Source organism: Anaerococcus faecalis, assembly GCF_013371425.1.
GTDB lineage: Bacteria > Bacillota > Clostridia > Tissierellales > Peptoniphilaceae > Anaerococcus > Anaerococcus porci.
The window spans coordinates 17,808-35,099 of the sequence record NZ_JABVBA010000010.1; the positions used below are offsets into that span (position 1 = coordinate 17,808).

Here is a 17,292-nt window from a genome sequence, read left to right on the forward strand (position 1 = left end):
GATATTATGGCAAAAAGTGTAATAGTATTAGGTCTTGGTAAGTTTGGAGTAACAGTAGCTGAAAAACTTTACCAAGCAGGAATTGAAGTTATGGCTGTAGATAAAAATTATGATATAGTTCAAAATATGAGTGATAAGGTAACAAGTGCAGTTCAATGTGATCTTTTAAATGATAAGGCACTAGAAGAGTTAGGAATAGGAAACTTTGATATTGCAGTAATAGCAAGTGGGGAGAGTATTGAGGCGTCAATTTCTGCTACCCTTTTTGCAAAAGACCACAATGTAGATAGGATTATAGCCAAGGCTACAAGTAAAAACCATGCAAGAATCTTAACAAAGATTGGAGCGGATCAGATAATTTTTCCGGAAATAGACATGGGAGAAAAACTTGCAAGAAGTATAGCAGGATCAAATTTCTTACAATTTTTCCACTTTTCTGATGATTATTCTATGATTGAGCTAAAGGCATATGATGAACTTATTGGAAAAAGTTTAAAAGAGATAAACTTTAGAGATAAATATAAAATGATGGTTATAGCTTATAAAAGGGATGGAGATTTAATAATAAATCCTGAAGCAGATTGGAGAATAAAAGAGGATGATACCTTAGTTCTTATAGGAGATAGTGATAGTGCTGACAAACTTCAAAAGGCTGCAGATAGATATAAATAAAAAATATAAACTTAGGAAAACGAATAAAATGATTTGAAATGTTGAAATTTAAATAAGAAAATAAAAGTAAAAAAAAGTTTGCATTTTTCAAAAATCATGATATAATATAATCAGCTAGTAAATAGCTAGGTTTTTCATTATTAATTCCTTATAGTTTTCCCTATAGAAAACTAGGACTAACTTATTCTTTTCTATATTATAAAAAGGCCCTTAAGGGTCTTTTTATTTACCTAATTTATTTGAAATATGATATAAGTATAAGTATATTTAAGAAAAAGAAAGGAAAGAAAATGCCATTTTATTTTGATAGAACCTATATCTTGGTTCTTATTGGACTTCTTATATCTATGCTTGCTCAAGCAAATATTCAAAAAAAGTTCGATAAGTACAAAAGGATTAAGACAAAAAAGAATATAAGAGGATTAGATTGTGCAAGGTATATACTTGATACTTATAGCTATGATGATATATCTATAAAAAAGACAGGAGGCGCACTTTCTGATTACTTTAACCCAGTAAGTAAGGAAATAGCTCTATCTGATACATCTTTAACTGATATATCTATAGCCTCAGTTGCAGTAGCAGCCCATGAGTGTGGTCATGTTATTCAATATAAGGAAGGTTATATCCCTCTAAGGTTAAAATCATATATAGTTCCTGCAGTAAACATAGGGTCAAAATTATCAATCCCCTTAATTTTACTAGGAGTATTTTTATCAATAGCAAATCTTATTACAATTGGAATATTTCTGTTTTCTTTTGTATTAATATTTCAACTTATAACACTTCCAGTAGAATTTGATGCATCAAAAAGAGCCTTAAATGTCCTTGAAAAATCAGGAATGCTTGTGGGAGAAGAAAATGATTTTGCAAAAGATATGCTAAAAGCTGCAGCCTTAACATATGTTGCTGCAACACTTTCAACAGCTCTACAATTTCTTAGACTTTGGCTTTTATTTGGAAATAGACGTGATGATTAGCTTGAATGTAGACTATTTTAGTGTACAATAAATATAAGATTCTTAAGATGAATCTTTATTTATTAGGAGAAAGGTCAGAGAAAGTCAAAGAAAAAGAGGAATTTATGGCAGGACTAACATCTGATATAGAAAGATTCTTAAAGGCTCTTTTAGAAAATACCACAGATGGATCTTTGGAGATAGGTAGAAATGACCTTGCAACAAGATTTGAATGTTCACCTAGTCAAATTAACTATGTGCTTTCAACAAGGTTTACCCCATATAATGGTTATATTATAGAAAGTAAACGTGGTGGTAATGGCTTTATAAGAATTATAACTATTGTAGAAGATGAAGATGATTATATAAAATATATTATTAAAAATTTAGATAAAGAACTTACAGAAGAAAGAGCTAAGAGCTTTTTTAAGGAACTTTTCAATAAAGGATATATGAATGAAAAGGAGCTTGGCATAGCAGTGTATGCTATCTTAGATAAATCCTTGATAAATGTTGAAAAGAAAAAAAGAAATTTGGTAAGACATGATATAGTAAAAAATATCCTACTAAGTTTTTTGATAAGGAGTTAAGTATGAAGTGTGATAGATGTGATAATGAGGCTGAAGTTACGGTAAAGGCCATAGTAAATGGTAGAGAACATAACTTTCATTTATGTAGTGATTGCGTAAATAAACTTTCCAAAGAGCCATTGGATGAAATAGATGGTTTTAAGGAAATAAATATCAATAATTTCGATTTAAGATCATTAATGGATAAACTTATCCCATCACTGGATGAGATAATAAATTCATATTATGAGTACAAATATAATAAGAACAACTATAGCTTTGACTATTTTACTTCACTTAAGCAAGAACATTGTCCAAAATGTGGAAATAGTGAGGCAAATATTAAATCAGGTATATTCGGTTGTGAATATTGTTATGAAATAGATTCTAATAATACTGACACACTCTTAAAGCAAATAAATAACTTTCAAACATATGAGGGAGATTATCCTAATAAACATAGAAATTTTAGAAAGATTGCTATAGAAATAAGGGATTTACAAGAAGAGTTACAAAAGTCAGTTGAATCCGAAGATTTTGAGAAAGCTCAGGATCTTAAGGAAAAAATAGATGAATTAAATATGAAGGTGAGAAATTGATAGATTATTATAAAGATATAATACTTGAAAGTAACTTATCTTTGAAAAGAAATATTGAAGGATATAATTTTCCTATTAGTCTATCAGAAGAAGATTCTCTTTTAATTATAGAAAAGTTTAAAGAAATCTACGAGGATGAACTCATTCTTTTAGAAGAGGTAGACGAAAATACCCTAAATAAACTTATAAATTCGGGTGTTTTATCAGAAGATTGTAAAAATAAGCAGGCAATAATAGGTCTAGTCTTCAAAGATGACTATATTATAGTTATAAATGATACAGATCATATTTCTATAAATGCATCAAACTTTGGTCTTGATTTAAAGAGCTCTTTCGACATATTATCAAGTGTGGAAAAATTCTTAGATAAGAAATTTGACTTTGCTTTTTCTGCAAAATATGGTTATCTTACAAGTTTTGCAAGAAATACAGGAAATGGAATAGAGCTTAAACTTAAGATGTTTTTATTTGCTTTAATAGACAACTCTCAATCCTACCTTGCCCTTAAATCAAATCTTGCTCATGATGGCATATACTTTACAAGATTTCTCCCATACTATTTCAAAAAATACAACAAAGATATCTACTTATTAAAAAACTATGGTAATTATAGAAAAGATATAAAATCCCAACTTGAAAAAATAGAAGAGATTGTAGATACTCTTGTAAGAAATGAAAGAAGATTTAGGAGAGACTACCTTATTATAAATGGGCTAGTTGATGATGATATAAAAGATAGGGTAAAGATTTTAAAAGAAAACCTAAAAAGTGAAAATTTAAAGTCACTTACAGATATGCTAGAAGTCTTATATGATTTAAAAAAATACAATATCTTAGGCTTTAATACAGGTCTTAGTGATGTTGAGATAGACTATTTAATATTCAATCTTACAAAGAATAAGTACAAGGGTAACAGAGACAGTGAAAGATATGAGTTTTTAAACTCATATATAAAGGAGCAGTAATAATGGAAAATAATAAGTTAAATAGACTAACAGGTCAGGCTAGAAGAGAATCTTATTCTCTAAGCCATGATTATATAGGTACTGAACATCTGCTTTTGGCCCTTATGAAAACAGGCTCTATAGCAACCAAGGCACTAGAAGAAGCTGGTGCAAACTATGAGCTTTTAAGGTCAATTGTTATAAATAACATAGGAAAGGGTTCTGCAGTAAGACCTGCCAAGGAATACTCCAACCAAGTTAAGAAAATCCTTGACATGGCAAGGAATTTTGCCCAAAAGAGAAAAAAGATAGGGGCAAGCGAAGAAGACGTCCTACTTGCTATCTTAAATGATGATGATTCATTTACCAACCTTATGTTTATGTTATCAGGTCTTGATAAAAAGACTATAAGGGATAATTTAATAAAATTACAAAAAGAAGATGAAAAGACAAGTTTTAAATCCAAAGAACTTGGAGAAAATATAGAAAAATTCGCCAAAAACTTAAATGATTTGGCTAGAGATAGAAGAATAGATCCAGTCATAGGAAGAGATAAAGAAATTGAAAGACTTATCCAAATTCTTATGAGAAGGACCAAAAATAATCCTATCCTCATAGGAGATCCAGGAGTAGGTAAAACTGCCATAGTAGAAGGTTTGTCTCAAAGGATTGTAATCGGAAAAGTTCCAGCCATAATGGAGGATAAAACAATAGTATCTCTTGACCTTGCATCAATGATTGCAGGAACAAAGTATAGGGGAGACTTCGAGGGAAGGCTTAAAAAACTATTTGAAGAACTTGAAAAAAGAAAAGATGTAATATTATTTATAGATGAGTTTCATATGGTTCTGGGAGCTGGAGCTGCAGAAGGAAGTATGGATGCAGCAAATATCCTAAAACCAATCCTTGCCAAGGGAGATATTCAAATAATAGGTGCTACAACTATAGATGAGTATAGAAAACATGTTGAAAAAGATCAAGCTCTAACAAGAAGAATGCAGCCAGTATACGTGGAAGAGCCATCTATAGAAGATACAATTGAGATAATAAAAGGACTTAAGGATAAGTATGAAGCTCACCATAAGGTGGAAATCAAAGATGAAGCAATTAAGGCAGCAGTAGACTTATCCAAAAGATATATCCAAGATAGGTTCTTACCAGATAAGGCCATAGATGTAATAGATGAAGCTTGTTCAAAACAAAGAATCCTAAATTACAAAAATAATAAAGATGATAAGTCTAAAAAAGATATTTTAGATGATTTAATTGCTCAAAAAGAAGAGGCTATAAATAATCAAGATTTCGAAAGAGCAGCAAATCTTAGGGATAGGATAAATGAAACAAGAGAAAATCTTGAAAAAGAAGAAGAAAACAAAAACCTAGACCTTGCTATAGGATTTGATGAAGTAGCAAAAATAGTTTCGGACTGGTCTAAAGTTCCTATAACAAAACTTACAGAAGATGAAAAGGAAAGGTACAGAGACCTAGATGTCGATCTTAAAAAAGAAGTCATAGGTCAAGATAAGGCAATTGATGAAGTATCTCACGCTATAAAAAGAGCAAGAGTTGGCCTTAAAGATCCAAACAAACCTATAGGATCATTTATCTTTGTAGGACCAACTGGAGTAGGTAAAACCTACCTTGCCAAATCTTTAGCCAAAAACCTATTTGGAAATAGCGAAAATCTAATAAGAATGGACATGAGTGAGTACATGGAGAAATTCGCAGTCTCAAGACTAGTTGGATCTCCTCCAGGATATGTAGGATATGAAGAAGGTGGACAACTTACAGAAGCTGTAAGAAAAAGACCTTACTCAGTAATACTATTTGACGAAATCGAAAAGGCCCATCCTGATATCTTTAACCTTCTTTTACAAATACTTGATGATGGAAGACTAACAGACGGTCAAGGAAGAACAGTAGACTTCAAGAATACCATCATAATCATGACAAGTAATGTAGGAGTATCAAGCCTAAACCAAAAACAAACTATAGGATTTGGAACAGGTGATGAAGAAGAAAAACAAAAAGAAGATAACAAAGAAATTATAGAAAAGGCTATAAAAGATACCTTTGCACCAGAATTTATAAATAGACTTGATGATATCATTATGTTCAACTCTCTTGATAAAGAAGCTATCAAGGAAATCACAAGAATAATGTTAGATGAAAGCAAAGAAAGACTTGAAAAACTTGGTATTGAGATAAACTATAACAAGAGAGTAGTAGACTATCTTTCTGAGGGAGGATTCTCAAAAGAATATGGGGCAAGACCACTTGAACGCCATATAACAAGAGAAATCGACAACAACCTAGCAGAAGAAATCCTTGATAACAAACTTTCCAAAGATATGGTAATAAACCTAACGGTAAAAGAAGGAAAGATAAATTTCGCCAACAAAAAAGAAAAAAAGACAGAAGATAAAAAAGAGAAAGCTTCTGTAAATTCATAAGATAAAGTGCGAGACTGTGTAAAGTTTTGTGTATAGAAACCTCCTGATTAGGGTAAAGAAAAACTAACCAGGAGGAATTTTTATGCCAAGAAAAAGACCAGAAACAAAGTTAAACAAAATATCTAAGATGTTAATTGAAGAATATCAGCCTCAAAGTGCACAAGATATTTAAGAAGCACTAAAAGATCTTTTAGGCGATACAATACAAGAGCTTTTAAAAGCAGAATTAGATGAGCATTTAGACTATGAATATGGTGAAAAACCACTTTCCCTAAATACAAGAAATGGAACAAGTAAAAAAATAGTTAGATCATCTTACGGAAACATAGAATTAAACATACCAAGAGATAGAGAAAGAACATTTGAACCACAATCATTAAAAAAATACGAAAAAGACATATCAAACATAGAAAATCAGATAATATCAATGTATGCCAAAGGAATGACAACAAGAGACATATCAAGTCACATCAAAGATATCTATGGTTTTGGAATATCAGAAACAATGGTAAGTAAAATAACCAATAAAATACTACCAACCATAGAAGAGTGGCAAAATAAACCACTAGAAAAAATCTATCCTATGGTCTTCTTAGACGCCATACAATATCACATAAGAGAAAACAACATAGTAGTCAAAAAAGCAGTATATATAGCCCTAGGCTACAATCTAGAAGGCTTTAAAGAAATACTAGGAATGTGGGTAGGAGAAAACGAATCAAGCAAATATTGGCTCTTAGTATTAAATCAGCTAAAAGAAAGAGGGATAGAAGATGTATTAATATTCTCAACAGACAACCTTCCAGGATTTAGCCAAGCCATAGAAGCAGTATACCCAAAAGCAGAAATCCAAAAATGCATAATCCAGCAAATAAGAAACTCAACTAAATATGTATCCTACAAAGATATAAAAGAATTAATGAAAGACTTAAAAGCAGTATACAAGGCACCAACAGAAGAACTAGCTTTAACAAACCTAGAAATATTTGAAGAAAAATGGGATAAAAAATACCCATATATACAACAAACGCGATGGAAAACTTCAATAGACAACTAAGAAAAGTAACCAAAAATAAAACAATATTTTCAAATGACTACGCACTACAAAAAAGCTTGTACCTTGCAATGGTAGATGCCTCAAGCAAATGGACAAGTAGAATTCGTGGCTGGGATCAAATCTTATCCCAATTATCAATATTTTTTGAAGGGAGGTTTTAAAAACAGGTAAAAAAACTATAAAAGCAGCTGGAAATTTTCATGAAAATTTGACAGTTTATTCAGTTCGTATAAAATTAAAATAAGCTCCATCCTATAGGAATGGACAGATATTGATACATAAAAAATTGTATCAACCCTTACCCATTGATCAGGAGTCAGGTTGATACACAAAACTATTTACAGACCCTAAAGTGCCATCCCATATGGGATGGCTATCTTTATATTATTTTAATAAAACTTTACATAACTTACTTTAACGGCAATAATAAGCAGTTCCCTTTATCTATATAAGCTATAATATCTTACTTCAAACAATTATAAAGAGTTATAGATGGATTAAGATTATAATGCTCTTTATTATAATTTATCAAATTTCAATAATCCTATTATAAAATTTATTATCTAAATTATCATGGCTTATTATAAAGATTATTTTATCATTTGATAGTTTAATAATACTTTCAAGTATATCATTTGAGGATTTCTTATCTATATTACTTGTCACCTCATCTAATATTAATACATTGCTGTTATCCTGTAATGCCCTAGCTAGCGCAATTTTTTGCTTTTCTCCTCCTGAGATATTAGAAGCGTTATCGCTTATTTCTTGGTCTAGTGATTTATATTTTAATATTGATCTTAGCAAAAAATTATCTGTAAATTTGATTTTACTAGGATCATCAATAAGAAGATTATTTAAGAGGCTAGTATTAAATATACTTGCTTCTTGAGGTATATATGAAATTAAATTTCTCAGGTCGTTTTTATTAATTTTATTTATATCTATGCCATTTAAATATATATTTTCAGGCTCGAATATACCTATTAAAGATTTTGCTATAGTTGATTTTCCCTTACCACTTTTTCCTTTAATCCACACTATATCGCCTTTTTTTATATTTTCATTTATATTATAATCTATATTAACATCAGCATTTATTTTTATAGAATTAAGTTTGATTTTTATTTTATCTATTTTATCTATTTTAATGCCTTCTTTATTTTCTTTATTATTATCTAAAAAAGAAATAAAGTCATTAGATGTATTAAAATCTACCTTAGATAAATTTATACTTGTTATAGTAGATAGAGATCCAAAAAACAAAGGTGTTATTATAGTAAAAAATAAAATGTTAGATTTTATATTACTATCACTAGATATGAATAGTATAAAAACCATTATTAATATTTTTACAATATTATTAAATGAATCTATAAGGTTTGATGTTGATTGAGCATATATATTTAAATCAGATATGGATGAATAAACATCAAGAACTGGTTTTTTAACTAAATTTTTTACTTTAGTAAAAGAAGATTGAGATTTTATAAAATCTGGATTTTTAATTATAGAAAGTACATTTTGCCATCCTTTAGAACTTGTTTCTTGCATATATTTAGACCTATGTTTTAAAACCTTGTTAATATGCCTATAGCTATATACATTAATTAATACAGTTAAAAGCAAGATTAAGAAAACATAAAAATTAGTAAATAATACCATAAGTAAAATTAATAATATTGTAATAATTGAAGAGAAAATTCTTACATTATCTCCTGTCATATAAGAATACCAGCTATTCACACACATTATAATTCTTTCAATAATATTAGTTGATCCTTCCTTTACCAATACTTTGTAATCTAAATCAATAAATTTAGAAAATAAATTCATAAAATTTAGAACATTATAGTCTTTAGCAAACTTTTCTCTCTTATAAATTAATGAAAGATTAACAATAACAGACAACAATAAAGTTATCAATATAATTGTAAATTGGTACTTATTAAGAGCTTTAACTTGCCAAATTGATAAGAGTATGGGTACTAATAACATTGTAATAGATTGCAAGATTATTAAAATTGCTATTATTAGTATAAATTTTTTATAATTTTTTTTCACTTTTACCTCTCTTATTTATTAAATTCAAATCAAATCGTAAAACTGGTATACTGTACGATATTCCCTTATAGGAATAAATAATCTGTGATATATTTTTATTAGATGTTTTCTCTCCATATATAATAACGTCATCATTATTAGCACATAATGTATTAATAAATAATTCTGCTGAGCTAGAAGTATTATTATTTACTTTTATAATTATTTTTCTTTTTTTAGTATAATCATAGGCATAAATATTTTTAATGTAAGTTTTATCTTTTGAATAGAATCTTATTAAACTATCCTTTTCTAAAAAAATAGATAAATAAGGAAATATATCATACAACTTACCACCCATATTATCACTCAAATCTAAAACTATATAATCTTTATTATTAACTTCTAAAAATAATTTTATATCTCTTAGATCAGAATTGTTAAAATTATATAAGTATATAATATTATTATCCTCATCAATTATATTCTTTTTGGTAGCTTTAATTATATTAGGCATCATAATAGATGTTGAATAAGTTATATTTGCTTTATCTTTAAGTATTAATTTATAGGTGTTATAATTATTATAAAGTAAATCAGATAAATAGTTAAAGTTATCATTTATACATTGTACTTCATCTCCAGGAGCTATAATTTTATAGTTTATATTATTGTTTTCATAAATTACTAATTTATTATTTTTAAGCATAATTTCTATTCCAATCATATGTAATTGATATATATTCCAGTACATATTTGAAGCCATTTATCTTTATTTGAGTAAAATAATGTAATTAAATCTTCAGATTCTATATTAAAATTATTAATATATATTTTACCTATTAAATTTTTAATTTTAATGCTATTCAGAATATTTATCCATTTCTTTTACTAGTTGAATTTTATTATAATCCAAACAATGTTTAGTATTTTTTGCAGGACAGATTACACAATAATTTAAATGAAAATTTTTATGATTTATTGAATCATTAATCCATATGGATTTTAATTTTCGTATACTTATATTATTAAGATATTGTTTAGCTATTGTACATTTATCAAATCCGATTAAATCTAAAGTAGTATTATTATCAAATTTATCGAGAAAATATTTAATAGCATTCTCTTTATTGCTATAGATTAAATTACTAGCTTTTATTTTAATTAGAATATTATTTATTGTTTCAGTATTTAGATTATCTATCAAAGAAAGTTTTGGTATGTAAATCTGTAAACTTTTAATATCCATTAAGTAATTAGAGAAGATATATACATTATTTTCTTTACTCTCAATTAATTTAACAACTTCCTCATTATTATATAGATTTAAATTTTCAGTTCTTTTAAAAAATTTGGAATTTTTAATATTTAAAAAGAAGTTATTATTTACTCTGCTAATATTTCCTGTAAAAAATCCTAAAAAATTATTTTTAATGGTATTAAAATCTTTTATGGAAAACCAACTGTATTCGTCATATAGTGTACTGCCTTGAAGTAATTCTGTTATACATCTTTCTAAAGCAGTATCAAAATCAAAATGACTTCCAAATTTAATTCGATATTTTCCTTTATAAATAAGTAAAATACATAAAGATTTAATATAATTATTATCATTCCATTTAAAAATATAAATATCACCTTTAAAAAAATTTTTTAAATTAATTAATAGATTATTATTTATGTAGTCTAAAGAGTAACACACTAGATTACATTTTTTTGATAATATATTTTTTATGAATAATCTTTCTCTAATTTCAGAATATGCTTGAACATAAGCCTCATAATAAGTATTTCCAGCAGCCATACCATTTGTGCCTAAAAAGAAATCTAATATGAATGTTGGAATATAAATAAGCTGTTTTGTTTTAGTATTAAAAAAAGGAACAGATATGTATGAATTTTTATAATACTCCTTACAAGTTTCAATAATTAAATTATATAATTTAGTTTCAAACTTATCTTCTAAAATAAGAAAAGTATATATATCAGATTTCAACTCATCAAATGTTCTTTTTTTATATTTTTTAGGTATTATATGCTGTTTTAATAAGACATCAGAATTAATTCTTATAAAAGAATAATTCATAATTCTTTCTAACATTTCGGACTTTCCACTACAAATGGCATCAATTTTTGATTCGCCTTTCCCATTACTTATTAGACCGATATCTCTACATAGGACTTGGTTAGAATAAGAAATACATCTATCCTTTGAAAAATTAATTTTATATTTTAATTTAAGACATCTGAAAATTTTATCTATATTATTATTAGTTTCATAAAAATCTTTATCTTTGAATTTATTATTTTTCATTTGTATTCCTTAACTTTAGCTTTAGTTAGTATTTTTAGAAATGTACACATAAAATCAATATTATCATAAATACTTCCGTATACCCTATATGATATAGCACGACAACCTGATCCGCAGAAATATTTAATATTACAATTATTACATTTATTTATAAAATTAACATTTAAATCTAGAAAGGAATTGACCACTTTACTCTCTTTATAAACATTATTAATATTCTTATCTAAGATATTACATATTTTCATATTTGGATCTATTAAATTTTGACATGGATATATATCTCCGTTAGGATCTATAGCAATTATATTTGAGCAAGCTCCACAGTTTGATAAAACTTGAGTTCCCTCGAAGGTGTCAATATTTTCAATATTATTAGTTGATGGATAATATTTAATTTCGCCTATATTATTAGGTATGCGGGGAATCCAAGTAAATGAAACACCTAAATTCTCACTTAATATTCTATTTGTTTTGATATTGTTTTCTTCACCTTTACTTATTACAGATCTTAATAAAATTTTATTTTTTATTTTTGTTGGTAAAGCGTTAATAGTATTAATTAATTTAATGCCATTCAATCCAACTCTATTTATGGATTTATCTGAATCTAAGCTTATTATAATCAAATCAACTTTATCTATTACACTAACATATTTATGTATTAAAGTTCCGTTTGTTAATAAATGAACAGTAATTTTGTTATCTTTTAATATATTTATTATTTTCTCTACATTAGGGTGTAAAAGAGGTTCACCACCAGTTAAAACAACCCTTTCAACTTTATTTGATTTTATAAACTCTATTATGGAGCTCATTACTGTTTTATCTAAATATTTATTAGAGAAGTTATTTTTGTCATAACAATATGTACAATTTAGATTACAATTATGTGTTAGATGTAGGTAAATTTCTTTTAAAGATATTTGCTTCTTTAAGTATTTATTTTTATCTTTATAAATTATTCCAGAATTATATAATTTTTCAAATGCTGAAGTACTTTTTATTTGAGTGATATACTTATTGTTCATGTTAATTTCTTTATTTGAATATTTTTTAGTTAAATTTTCGAGTATATTCAATAAGCTAGAACTAACATACAAAAATTTATGATGATTGGGTGAATAAATTAAATGTATATTTTTATTTTTATTAATTTCAATAAAATCATTTATAAATAATTTCATAATATCTCCTTTAAATTATAGAAACTATATACTGAATTGTTATATTACTGCTGAAAATTAATTCAGTATATAGTTTTATAAGTATTTATTTAGTTTTATTTAATTCCTATTATGATTCCTCCTCCACCACCAGATCCTGATCATGCTTGTAAGCCACAAAGGCATTGGCATGCTTCTAATTCTTTAGTTAAATCGAAATCAGGTTCAAACGCTAAAATATCATCTAATTTAAATTCGTTTTCATATTATAAATCATTAACATTTATTGACTTTAATTCTTTATTTATATTTTCTACTTTAATGCAGTAATATATATATATATCAAAATTGTTTTAAATTGTCAAATATAAATAAAAATGGTATAGTGTTTTCAACAGTTGAAAATGAGAAAACTTTTACCTATTTAAATGAGATGATAGAAGAAATGACTTATGATTATATTCTCATAATAAAAAATATTAAAAATTTGATAAATAATGACAAGGACAAAACTATTAAACTTTCTATATTTTATAGAAAATAAATTTATACTTAGATGGGATAGACTTATCTAATATAAGCAAAAGTCCACACAATCCAAAATTAAATTTCAGAAGAAATAAGATAGAACTTCTAGAAAATCGGGACATACTTTATGAAAAAAGAGATAGGGGTGAGATAAGATAAAAAGACTTTATCAAAGAATTTAGACTTAGAAAAGCTACTTTTTACAATATGTTAACTGAATATAAGAAAATTAGGAAAATTAATAGAAATTTAAATAAAAAGTTAAAGTCCATTTAAATAAAATTGCTCCTGAATCTTTAAAAGGGGGGATGAGTTCAGGAGCAATTTTATTTATACACTTTGTTGAGTTTTATTGTTTTGACTTTTCTTTTTTAATTTTTTATAGGAAGCAAAAAGTAGCATACCAACTATTGCATTTACAACTATGGCTCCACCTGGTTTTATATCAAATTGATAGGAAAGTATTAAACCTAGCATCATATAAATAACACCAAGGGTGATAGTTATAAAAAATGTTGCCTTATAAGATTTTGCAACTATTAGACTTGTTGCAACTGGAAGGACTATAAGACTTGTTACCATCAAAGCGCCTATAACCTTTACAGATAAAGCAATAGTTATTGCGGCTAGGAAGGTAAAGACAAAGTCTAAGGATTTTACCTTAACTCCTGAAAGTCTTGCGGTATTTGGATCTATAGCTATGGCAAGTAGGGATGAGTATCTTGATATAGAAAGTGCAAGGACCAAGACAAAAACAATAGATGTATTTATAATATCCATTGTTGTAACAGATGATATTGAACCAAATAGGTAGGATTCAAAAGAGTTACCACCTGGGGCAAAGTCTGAAAGTATGGCTGCGATTCCAAGACCTGTACTCATGATGACTGCCGTTGCCATATCACCATATTGGGGGAATTTCTTTCTAATTAATTCTATTAAAAAAGCTGCAATTACACATATTATTGCAGATCCTAAAAGAGGATCAAATCCAAGTATAAGTCCCATACCAACACCAGCAAGTGCAGTATGTGATAGGGCATCACCTATCATTGATGTTTTTCTATTAACCATAACTATTCCTATTATAGGAATCATTATAGATAATAAAAATCCTAAGATTAGGGCTTTTCTCATAAAGGCAAATTCTAACATTTTACAAGACTCCCTTCTATCATTTCGTAAGTTTTCATATCTATGTCTAAATTCTCCATTTCTTTTAGTTCATGAGTTACCATTATTATGCTTATATTAAATTTTGTTGAAAGAATATTTACAGTTTCAAAGAAATGTTTTTTGCTATCCTTATCAACTCCTGCAGTAGGTTCATCAAGGATTAGAAGTTTAGGTTCGTTTATCATAGCCTTACATATCATAGCTCTTTGGGCAAGTCCACCCGATAATTCGTTTACAGGCGTATTTATATATTTTTCCATGCCCATCTTTTCGATAATTTCACGAGCTTTTTTGTAGTGTTCTTTCTTAGGTATTTTTATAAAACCGAAATCCTCATATAAGTTTAAGGATACAAGTTCTAGGCAGGTTATGGGAAAGGCAATCTTATTTACAATATTTATTTGGGGTACATAGCCTATGTCCCTAAAGGATTTGTAGTCTTCTATTCTTTTACCTAAAATTTCAATAGATCCTTTCAAAGCTTTAATTTCTCCTAGCATAAGCTTTATAAGTGTTGATTTGCCAGATCCATTTCCACCAATTATTATTGTAAAATCACCCATACCAACTTCTAAATTACAATTTTTTAAAACAGGGATTTCATTATAGGCAAAATACAAGTTTTTAATTGATACAGCTTTCATTATTATTCTCCTTATACATTGACTTATAAAGATTTTCTAAGTTCATCTTCATAAGGTCAATGTAATTTAAATTATTTTCTTCTTGCTCTTTGGTTACATATTCCATAGATGCCAAAGGAGATGTTTCGGCTCCTATTTCTTCAGCTAGAGATTTTGCTTGTTTTGGATTTTGTCCATATTCATAAAAGACTGTATTAATATTTTTATCTTCTGAAAACTGAATGGCCTTTTTTATAGTCTTAAGACTTGGACTTTCAAGACTTGTTAGTCCTTGAAGTGGGTATTGAAAAAGATCAAAGTCTCTTGCTATATAAGCATAAGCATAATGAAGGACTAAAAAGTTTCTATTATCCTTATCGATATTTGAGAATTTTTCTTTATATTCAGCCTCAATGTTAGTTAATTGATCTACGTATTTTAGCTTGTTTTTTCTATAAATTCTTTCATTTTCTGGATATTTTTCAATTAACTTTTCATTTATAGCATTTAAATATTTTTTTGCATTTACAACTGAAAGCCAAGAGTGGGGATCATAGGTAATCTTATCAAATCCTGATGAAGAACCCTCCATCAAAGATTCTTCCTTACCTTCATCTTTTAAAAATTTTCCATCACTTCCTACAATATTGTATGGAAGAAGGTCTTCTGTTATCCTATCTGATATAAAAATCCACTTTCCAGATTTTGGAACATTAAAGAAAATTTCTCCATATTCATGTCCCATCTCAAGTCCATATACTTTTCCTTCTTCAAGGTCTATGGTTTCTTTTTGATGAATTAATTCACCTTTCTGGCTCATTACTTCCTTACATTTTTTGATTAAATCTTCACCAGTAATCCCTTCGTCTTTTATAAAGGCAACTCTCATCATATCCTCATGAGTATGACCAAAGTCAATCTTATTTTTACCCTTATCTAAATCAATTCTTGCCATATATTGGAAATCTCCAATACTTGCAGCACCCTTATAAGTTATAAGTTCTGCGGAATCAGATAGGGTTAGGATATCAAGATTAGGTAAGTTCTCTCTAACCTTATCAACCCAAGCTTCCATATTGGCTCCATTTACAACTAAAAGATCACATTTGGCAAGCTTTTTCATATCCCTTGGACTAGGTTCCCAAAGATGAGGTTGTTTATCAAGTGGCATAAATGATTTGACCTCTGCAGTATCTCCTACAATCATCTCAGTCATATTATTTACTGGATAAAAAGAAGTATAAATCAAAGGCTTATCAGTTTTTTTATTAGAATTTTTACCACATCCACTAGCTATAAGAAGAAATATAAATAAAATAGCAAATATATTTCTTTTTTTCATTTTATCTCCTTAGAAAAAGAGCTGTTGGAAATTAGATCCAACAGCTTTTACATATTATTCTGTAATTTCATCTATTATTTGTTGGTCTGTTGTACTTGGTTTAACAAAAGTTGGATACCAGCCTTCTTCTTGTAATAGTTTGTCTTTGTCATTACCATATCTCATGTGGAAATGGGTTAGACTTTCTTCACCGTGAATTGGCATCATAAGAAGGTATTTGTAAGGAGCATCTTCATTTTTTGCTTCAAAAATATCCCATTCCATCTTGTATCCACCATGTTCTACTTCTTGTTTTCCTACGAACTTATAAACGCCTTTTCCTTTAAGCTCAGGGTTCTTGTCAGGAAAATCATTTAAAAATTCTACTTCATCTCCCTTAATTCTAAGTCCACCAAAGTCACAGTGTCTTTTTTTAAGATAGTTTTCCTTCGCTTCATTTTCATCGATTTTTTCATTTTCAGCTAAAGTTTTGAAAGCTGGTTGGATTTCTTTCTTGTCAAGATATCTCCCCATATCATTCCATTCGCCCTCCCAGTCTGATAGAGATACTTCTGTTTTCTTTTCACCTTCTTTTTCATCTTTATCTTTATTACTTTTATTATCTTCCTTTGATGTACTTGATTTATCTTCTTTTTTAGAGCTTTGTGTAACAGAAGGTTCATTTGAAGGATTATCCTTACTTGTATTATTTTGACATGCAGTCATAACAAGCCCTAAAGATAGGGCTGCTATAAGAGCAAACTTCTTTTTATTGTTCATAAATTTTCTCCTTTTTAAAAATAATATATAGTTAACAAATGCAATTGTTATGTTCAAGACTATATTACCAAGGAAAAAGATAATTGTCAAT

The 17,292-nt window shown here is 27.8% G+C and carries 14 protein-coding genes and 1 pseudogene; 7 read left to right on the top strand and 8 right to left on the bottom strand.

What is annotated here, in order from left to right; genetic code table 11:
* Positions 1-6: 6 nt before the first annotated feature.
* The 7 genes and pseudogenes from HV819_RS09280 (at position 7) to HV819_RS09310 (ending at position 7,414) form a co-directional block, all read left to right on the top strand.
* Entirely contained in the window at positions 7-672 is a 666-nt protein-coding gene (locus HV819_RS09280; protein WP_154542124.1) for a potassium channel family protein, read from the top strand.
* A 290-nt stretch (positions 673-962) separates the two neighbouring features.
* A complete protein-coding gene (locus HV819_RS09285; protein ID WP_154542122.1) occupies positions 963-1,652 on the top strand; it encodes a zinc metallopeptidase in 690 nt (229 codons plus the stop codon).
* Positions 1,653-1,699: 47 nt separating this feature from the next.
* Positions 1,700-2,221 carry a CtsR family transcriptional regulator gene (locus HV819_RS09290; protein ID WP_229771262.1) on the top strand — a complete coding sequence of 174 codons (522 nt, stop codon included), beginning with the start codon at positions 1,700-1,702 and terminating at the stop codon, positions 2,219-2,221.
* Positions 2,222-2,223: 2 nt separating this feature from the next.
* Complete coding sequence (locus tag HV819_RS09295; protein WP_154542120.1) at positions 2,224-2,799, top strand: UvrB/UvrC motif-containing protein; 576 nt, start codon at positions 2,224-2,226, stop codon at positions 2,797-2,799.
* Positions 2,796-3,764, top strand: a complete 969-nt coding sequence (locus HV819_RS09300; protein WP_154542118.1) for an ATP--guanido phosphotransferase — start codon at positions 2,796-2,798, stop codon at positions 3,762-3,764. The genes HV819_RS09295 and HV819_RS09300 overlap by 4 nt, the downstream gene beginning before the upstream one ends.
* Positions 3,765-3,766: 2 nt before the next feature.
* Positions 3,767-6,196, top strand: a complete 2,430-nt coding sequence (locus tag HV819_RS09305; RefSeq protein WP_176270044.1) for an ATP-dependent Clp protease ATP-binding subunit — start codon at positions 3,767-3,769, stop codon at positions 6,194-6,196.
* Between the two features lie 82 nt (positions 6,197-6,278).
* A pseudogene (locus HV819_RS09310) lies at positions 6,279-7,414 on the top strand (IS256 family transposase).
* A gap of 367 nt (positions 7,415-7,781) precedes the next feature.
* Here the strand turns inward: HV819_RS09310 and HV819_RS11800 are convergent.
* The 8 genes from HV819_RS11800 to HV819_RS09350 all read right to left on the bottom strand — a co-directional run bounded on the left by HV819_RS11800 (position 7,782) and on the right by HV819_RS09350 (position 17,201).
* Positions 7,782-9,317 carry an ATP-binding cassette domain-containing protein gene (locus HV819_RS11800; RefSeq protein WP_176270045.1) on the bottom strand — a complete coding sequence of 512 codons (1,536 nt, stop codon included), beginning with the start codon at positions 9,315-9,317 and terminating at the stop codon, positions 7,782-7,784.
* Complete coding sequence (locus HV819_RS09320; RefSeq protein WP_176270046.1) at positions 9,301-10,005, bottom strand: S41 family peptidase; 705 nt, start codon at positions 10,003-10,005, stop codon at positions 9,301-9,303. The genes HV819_RS11800 and HV819_RS09320 overlap by 17 nt, the downstream gene beginning before the upstream one ends.
* Positions 10,006-10,158: 153 nt before the next feature.
* Positions 10,159-11,610, bottom strand: coding sequence for a YcaO-like family protein (locus HV819_RS09325; RefSeq protein ID WP_176270047.1), 1,452 nt, complete (start codon positions 11,608-11,610; stop codon positions 10,159-10,161).
* Positions 11,607-12,794, bottom strand: coding sequence for a radical SAM/SPASM domain-containing protein (locus HV819_RS09330; RefSeq protein WP_176270048.1), 1,188 nt, complete (start codon positions 12,792-12,794; stop codon positions 11,607-11,609). Before HV819_RS09330 ends, HV819_RS09325 begins: the two co-directional genes overlap by 4 nt.
* 837 nt (positions 12,795-13,631) lie before the next feature.
* Entirely contained in the window at positions 13,632-14,456 is an 825-nt protein-coding gene (locus HV819_RS09335; protein ID WP_154541948.1) for a metal ABC transporter permease, read from the bottom strand.
* Positions 14,450-15,121, bottom strand: a complete 672-nt coding sequence (locus HV819_RS09340; RefSeq protein ID WP_154541949.1) for a metal ABC transporter ATP-binding protein — start codon at positions 15,119-15,121, stop codon at positions 14,450-14,452. Before HV819_RS09340 ends, HV819_RS09335 begins: the two co-directional genes overlap by 7 nt.
* A complete protein-coding gene (locus HV819_RS09345; RefSeq protein ID WP_176270049.1) occupies positions 15,102-16,442 on the bottom strand; it encodes a metal ABC transporter substrate-binding protein in 1,341 nt (446 codons plus the stop codon). The genes HV819_RS09340 and HV819_RS09345 overlap by 20 nt, the downstream gene beginning before the upstream one ends.
* A 54-nt stretch (positions 16,443-16,496) precedes the next feature.
* Complete coding sequence (locus HV819_RS09350) at positions 16,497-17,201, bottom strand: ZinT/AdcA family metal-binding protein (RefSeq protein WP_176270050.1); 705 nt, start codon at positions 17,199-17,201, stop codon at positions 16,497-16,499.
* Between the last annotated feature and the right edge of the window lie 91 nt (positions 17,202-17,292).

Excerpts from the sequence above, each read along its gene's own strand:
- HV819_RS09345 (WP_176270049.1), bottom strand. The coding sequence starts at position 16,442 with ATGAAAAAAAGAAATATATTTGCTATTTTATTTATATTTCTTCTTATA.
- HV819_RS09280 (WP_154542124.1), top strand. The coding sequence starts at position 7 with ATGGCAAAAAGTGTAATAGTATTAGGTCTTGGTAAGTTTGGAGTAACA.
- HV819_RS09295 (WP_154542120.1), top strand. The coding sequence starts at position 2,224 with ATGAAGTGTGATAGATGTGATAATGAGGCTGAAGTTACGGTAAAGGCC.
- HV819_RS09290 (WP_229771262.1), top strand. The coding sequence starts at position 1,700 with ATGAATCTTTATTTATTAGGAGAAAGGTCAGAGAAAGTCAAAGAAAAA.
- HV819_RS09335 (WP_154541948.1), bottom strand. The coding sequence starts at position 14,456 with ATGTTAGAATTTGCCTTTATGAGAAAAGCCCTAATCTTAGGATTTTTA.
- HV819_RS09330 (WP_176270048.1), bottom strand. The coding sequence starts at position 12,794 with ATGAAATTATTTATAAATGATTTTATTGAAATTAATAAAAATAAAAAT.
- HV819_RS09285 (WP_154542122.1), top strand. The coding sequence starts at position 963 with ATGCCATTTTATTTTGATAGAACCTATATCTTGGTTCTTATTGGACTT.
- HV819_RS09350 (WP_176270050.1), bottom strand. The coding sequence starts at position 17,201 with ATGAACAATAAAAAGAAGTTTGCTCTTATAGCAGCCCTATCTTTAGGG.
- HV819_RS09305 (WP_176270044.1), top strand. The coding sequence starts at position 3,767 with ATGGAAAATAATAAGTTAAATAGACTAACAGGTCAGGCTAGAAGAGAA.
- HV819_RS09325 (WP_176270047.1), bottom strand. The coding sequence starts at position 11,610 with ATGAAAAATAATAAATTCAAAGATAAAGATTTTTATGAAACTAATAAT.
- HV819_RS09340 (WP_154541949.1), bottom strand. The coding sequence starts at position 15,121 with ATGAAAGCTGTATCAATTAAAAACTTGTATTTTGCCTATAATGAAATC.
- HV819_RS09320 (WP_176270046.1), bottom strand. The coding sequence starts at position 10,005 with ATGCTTAAAAATAATAAATTAGTAATTTATGAAAACAATAATATAAAC.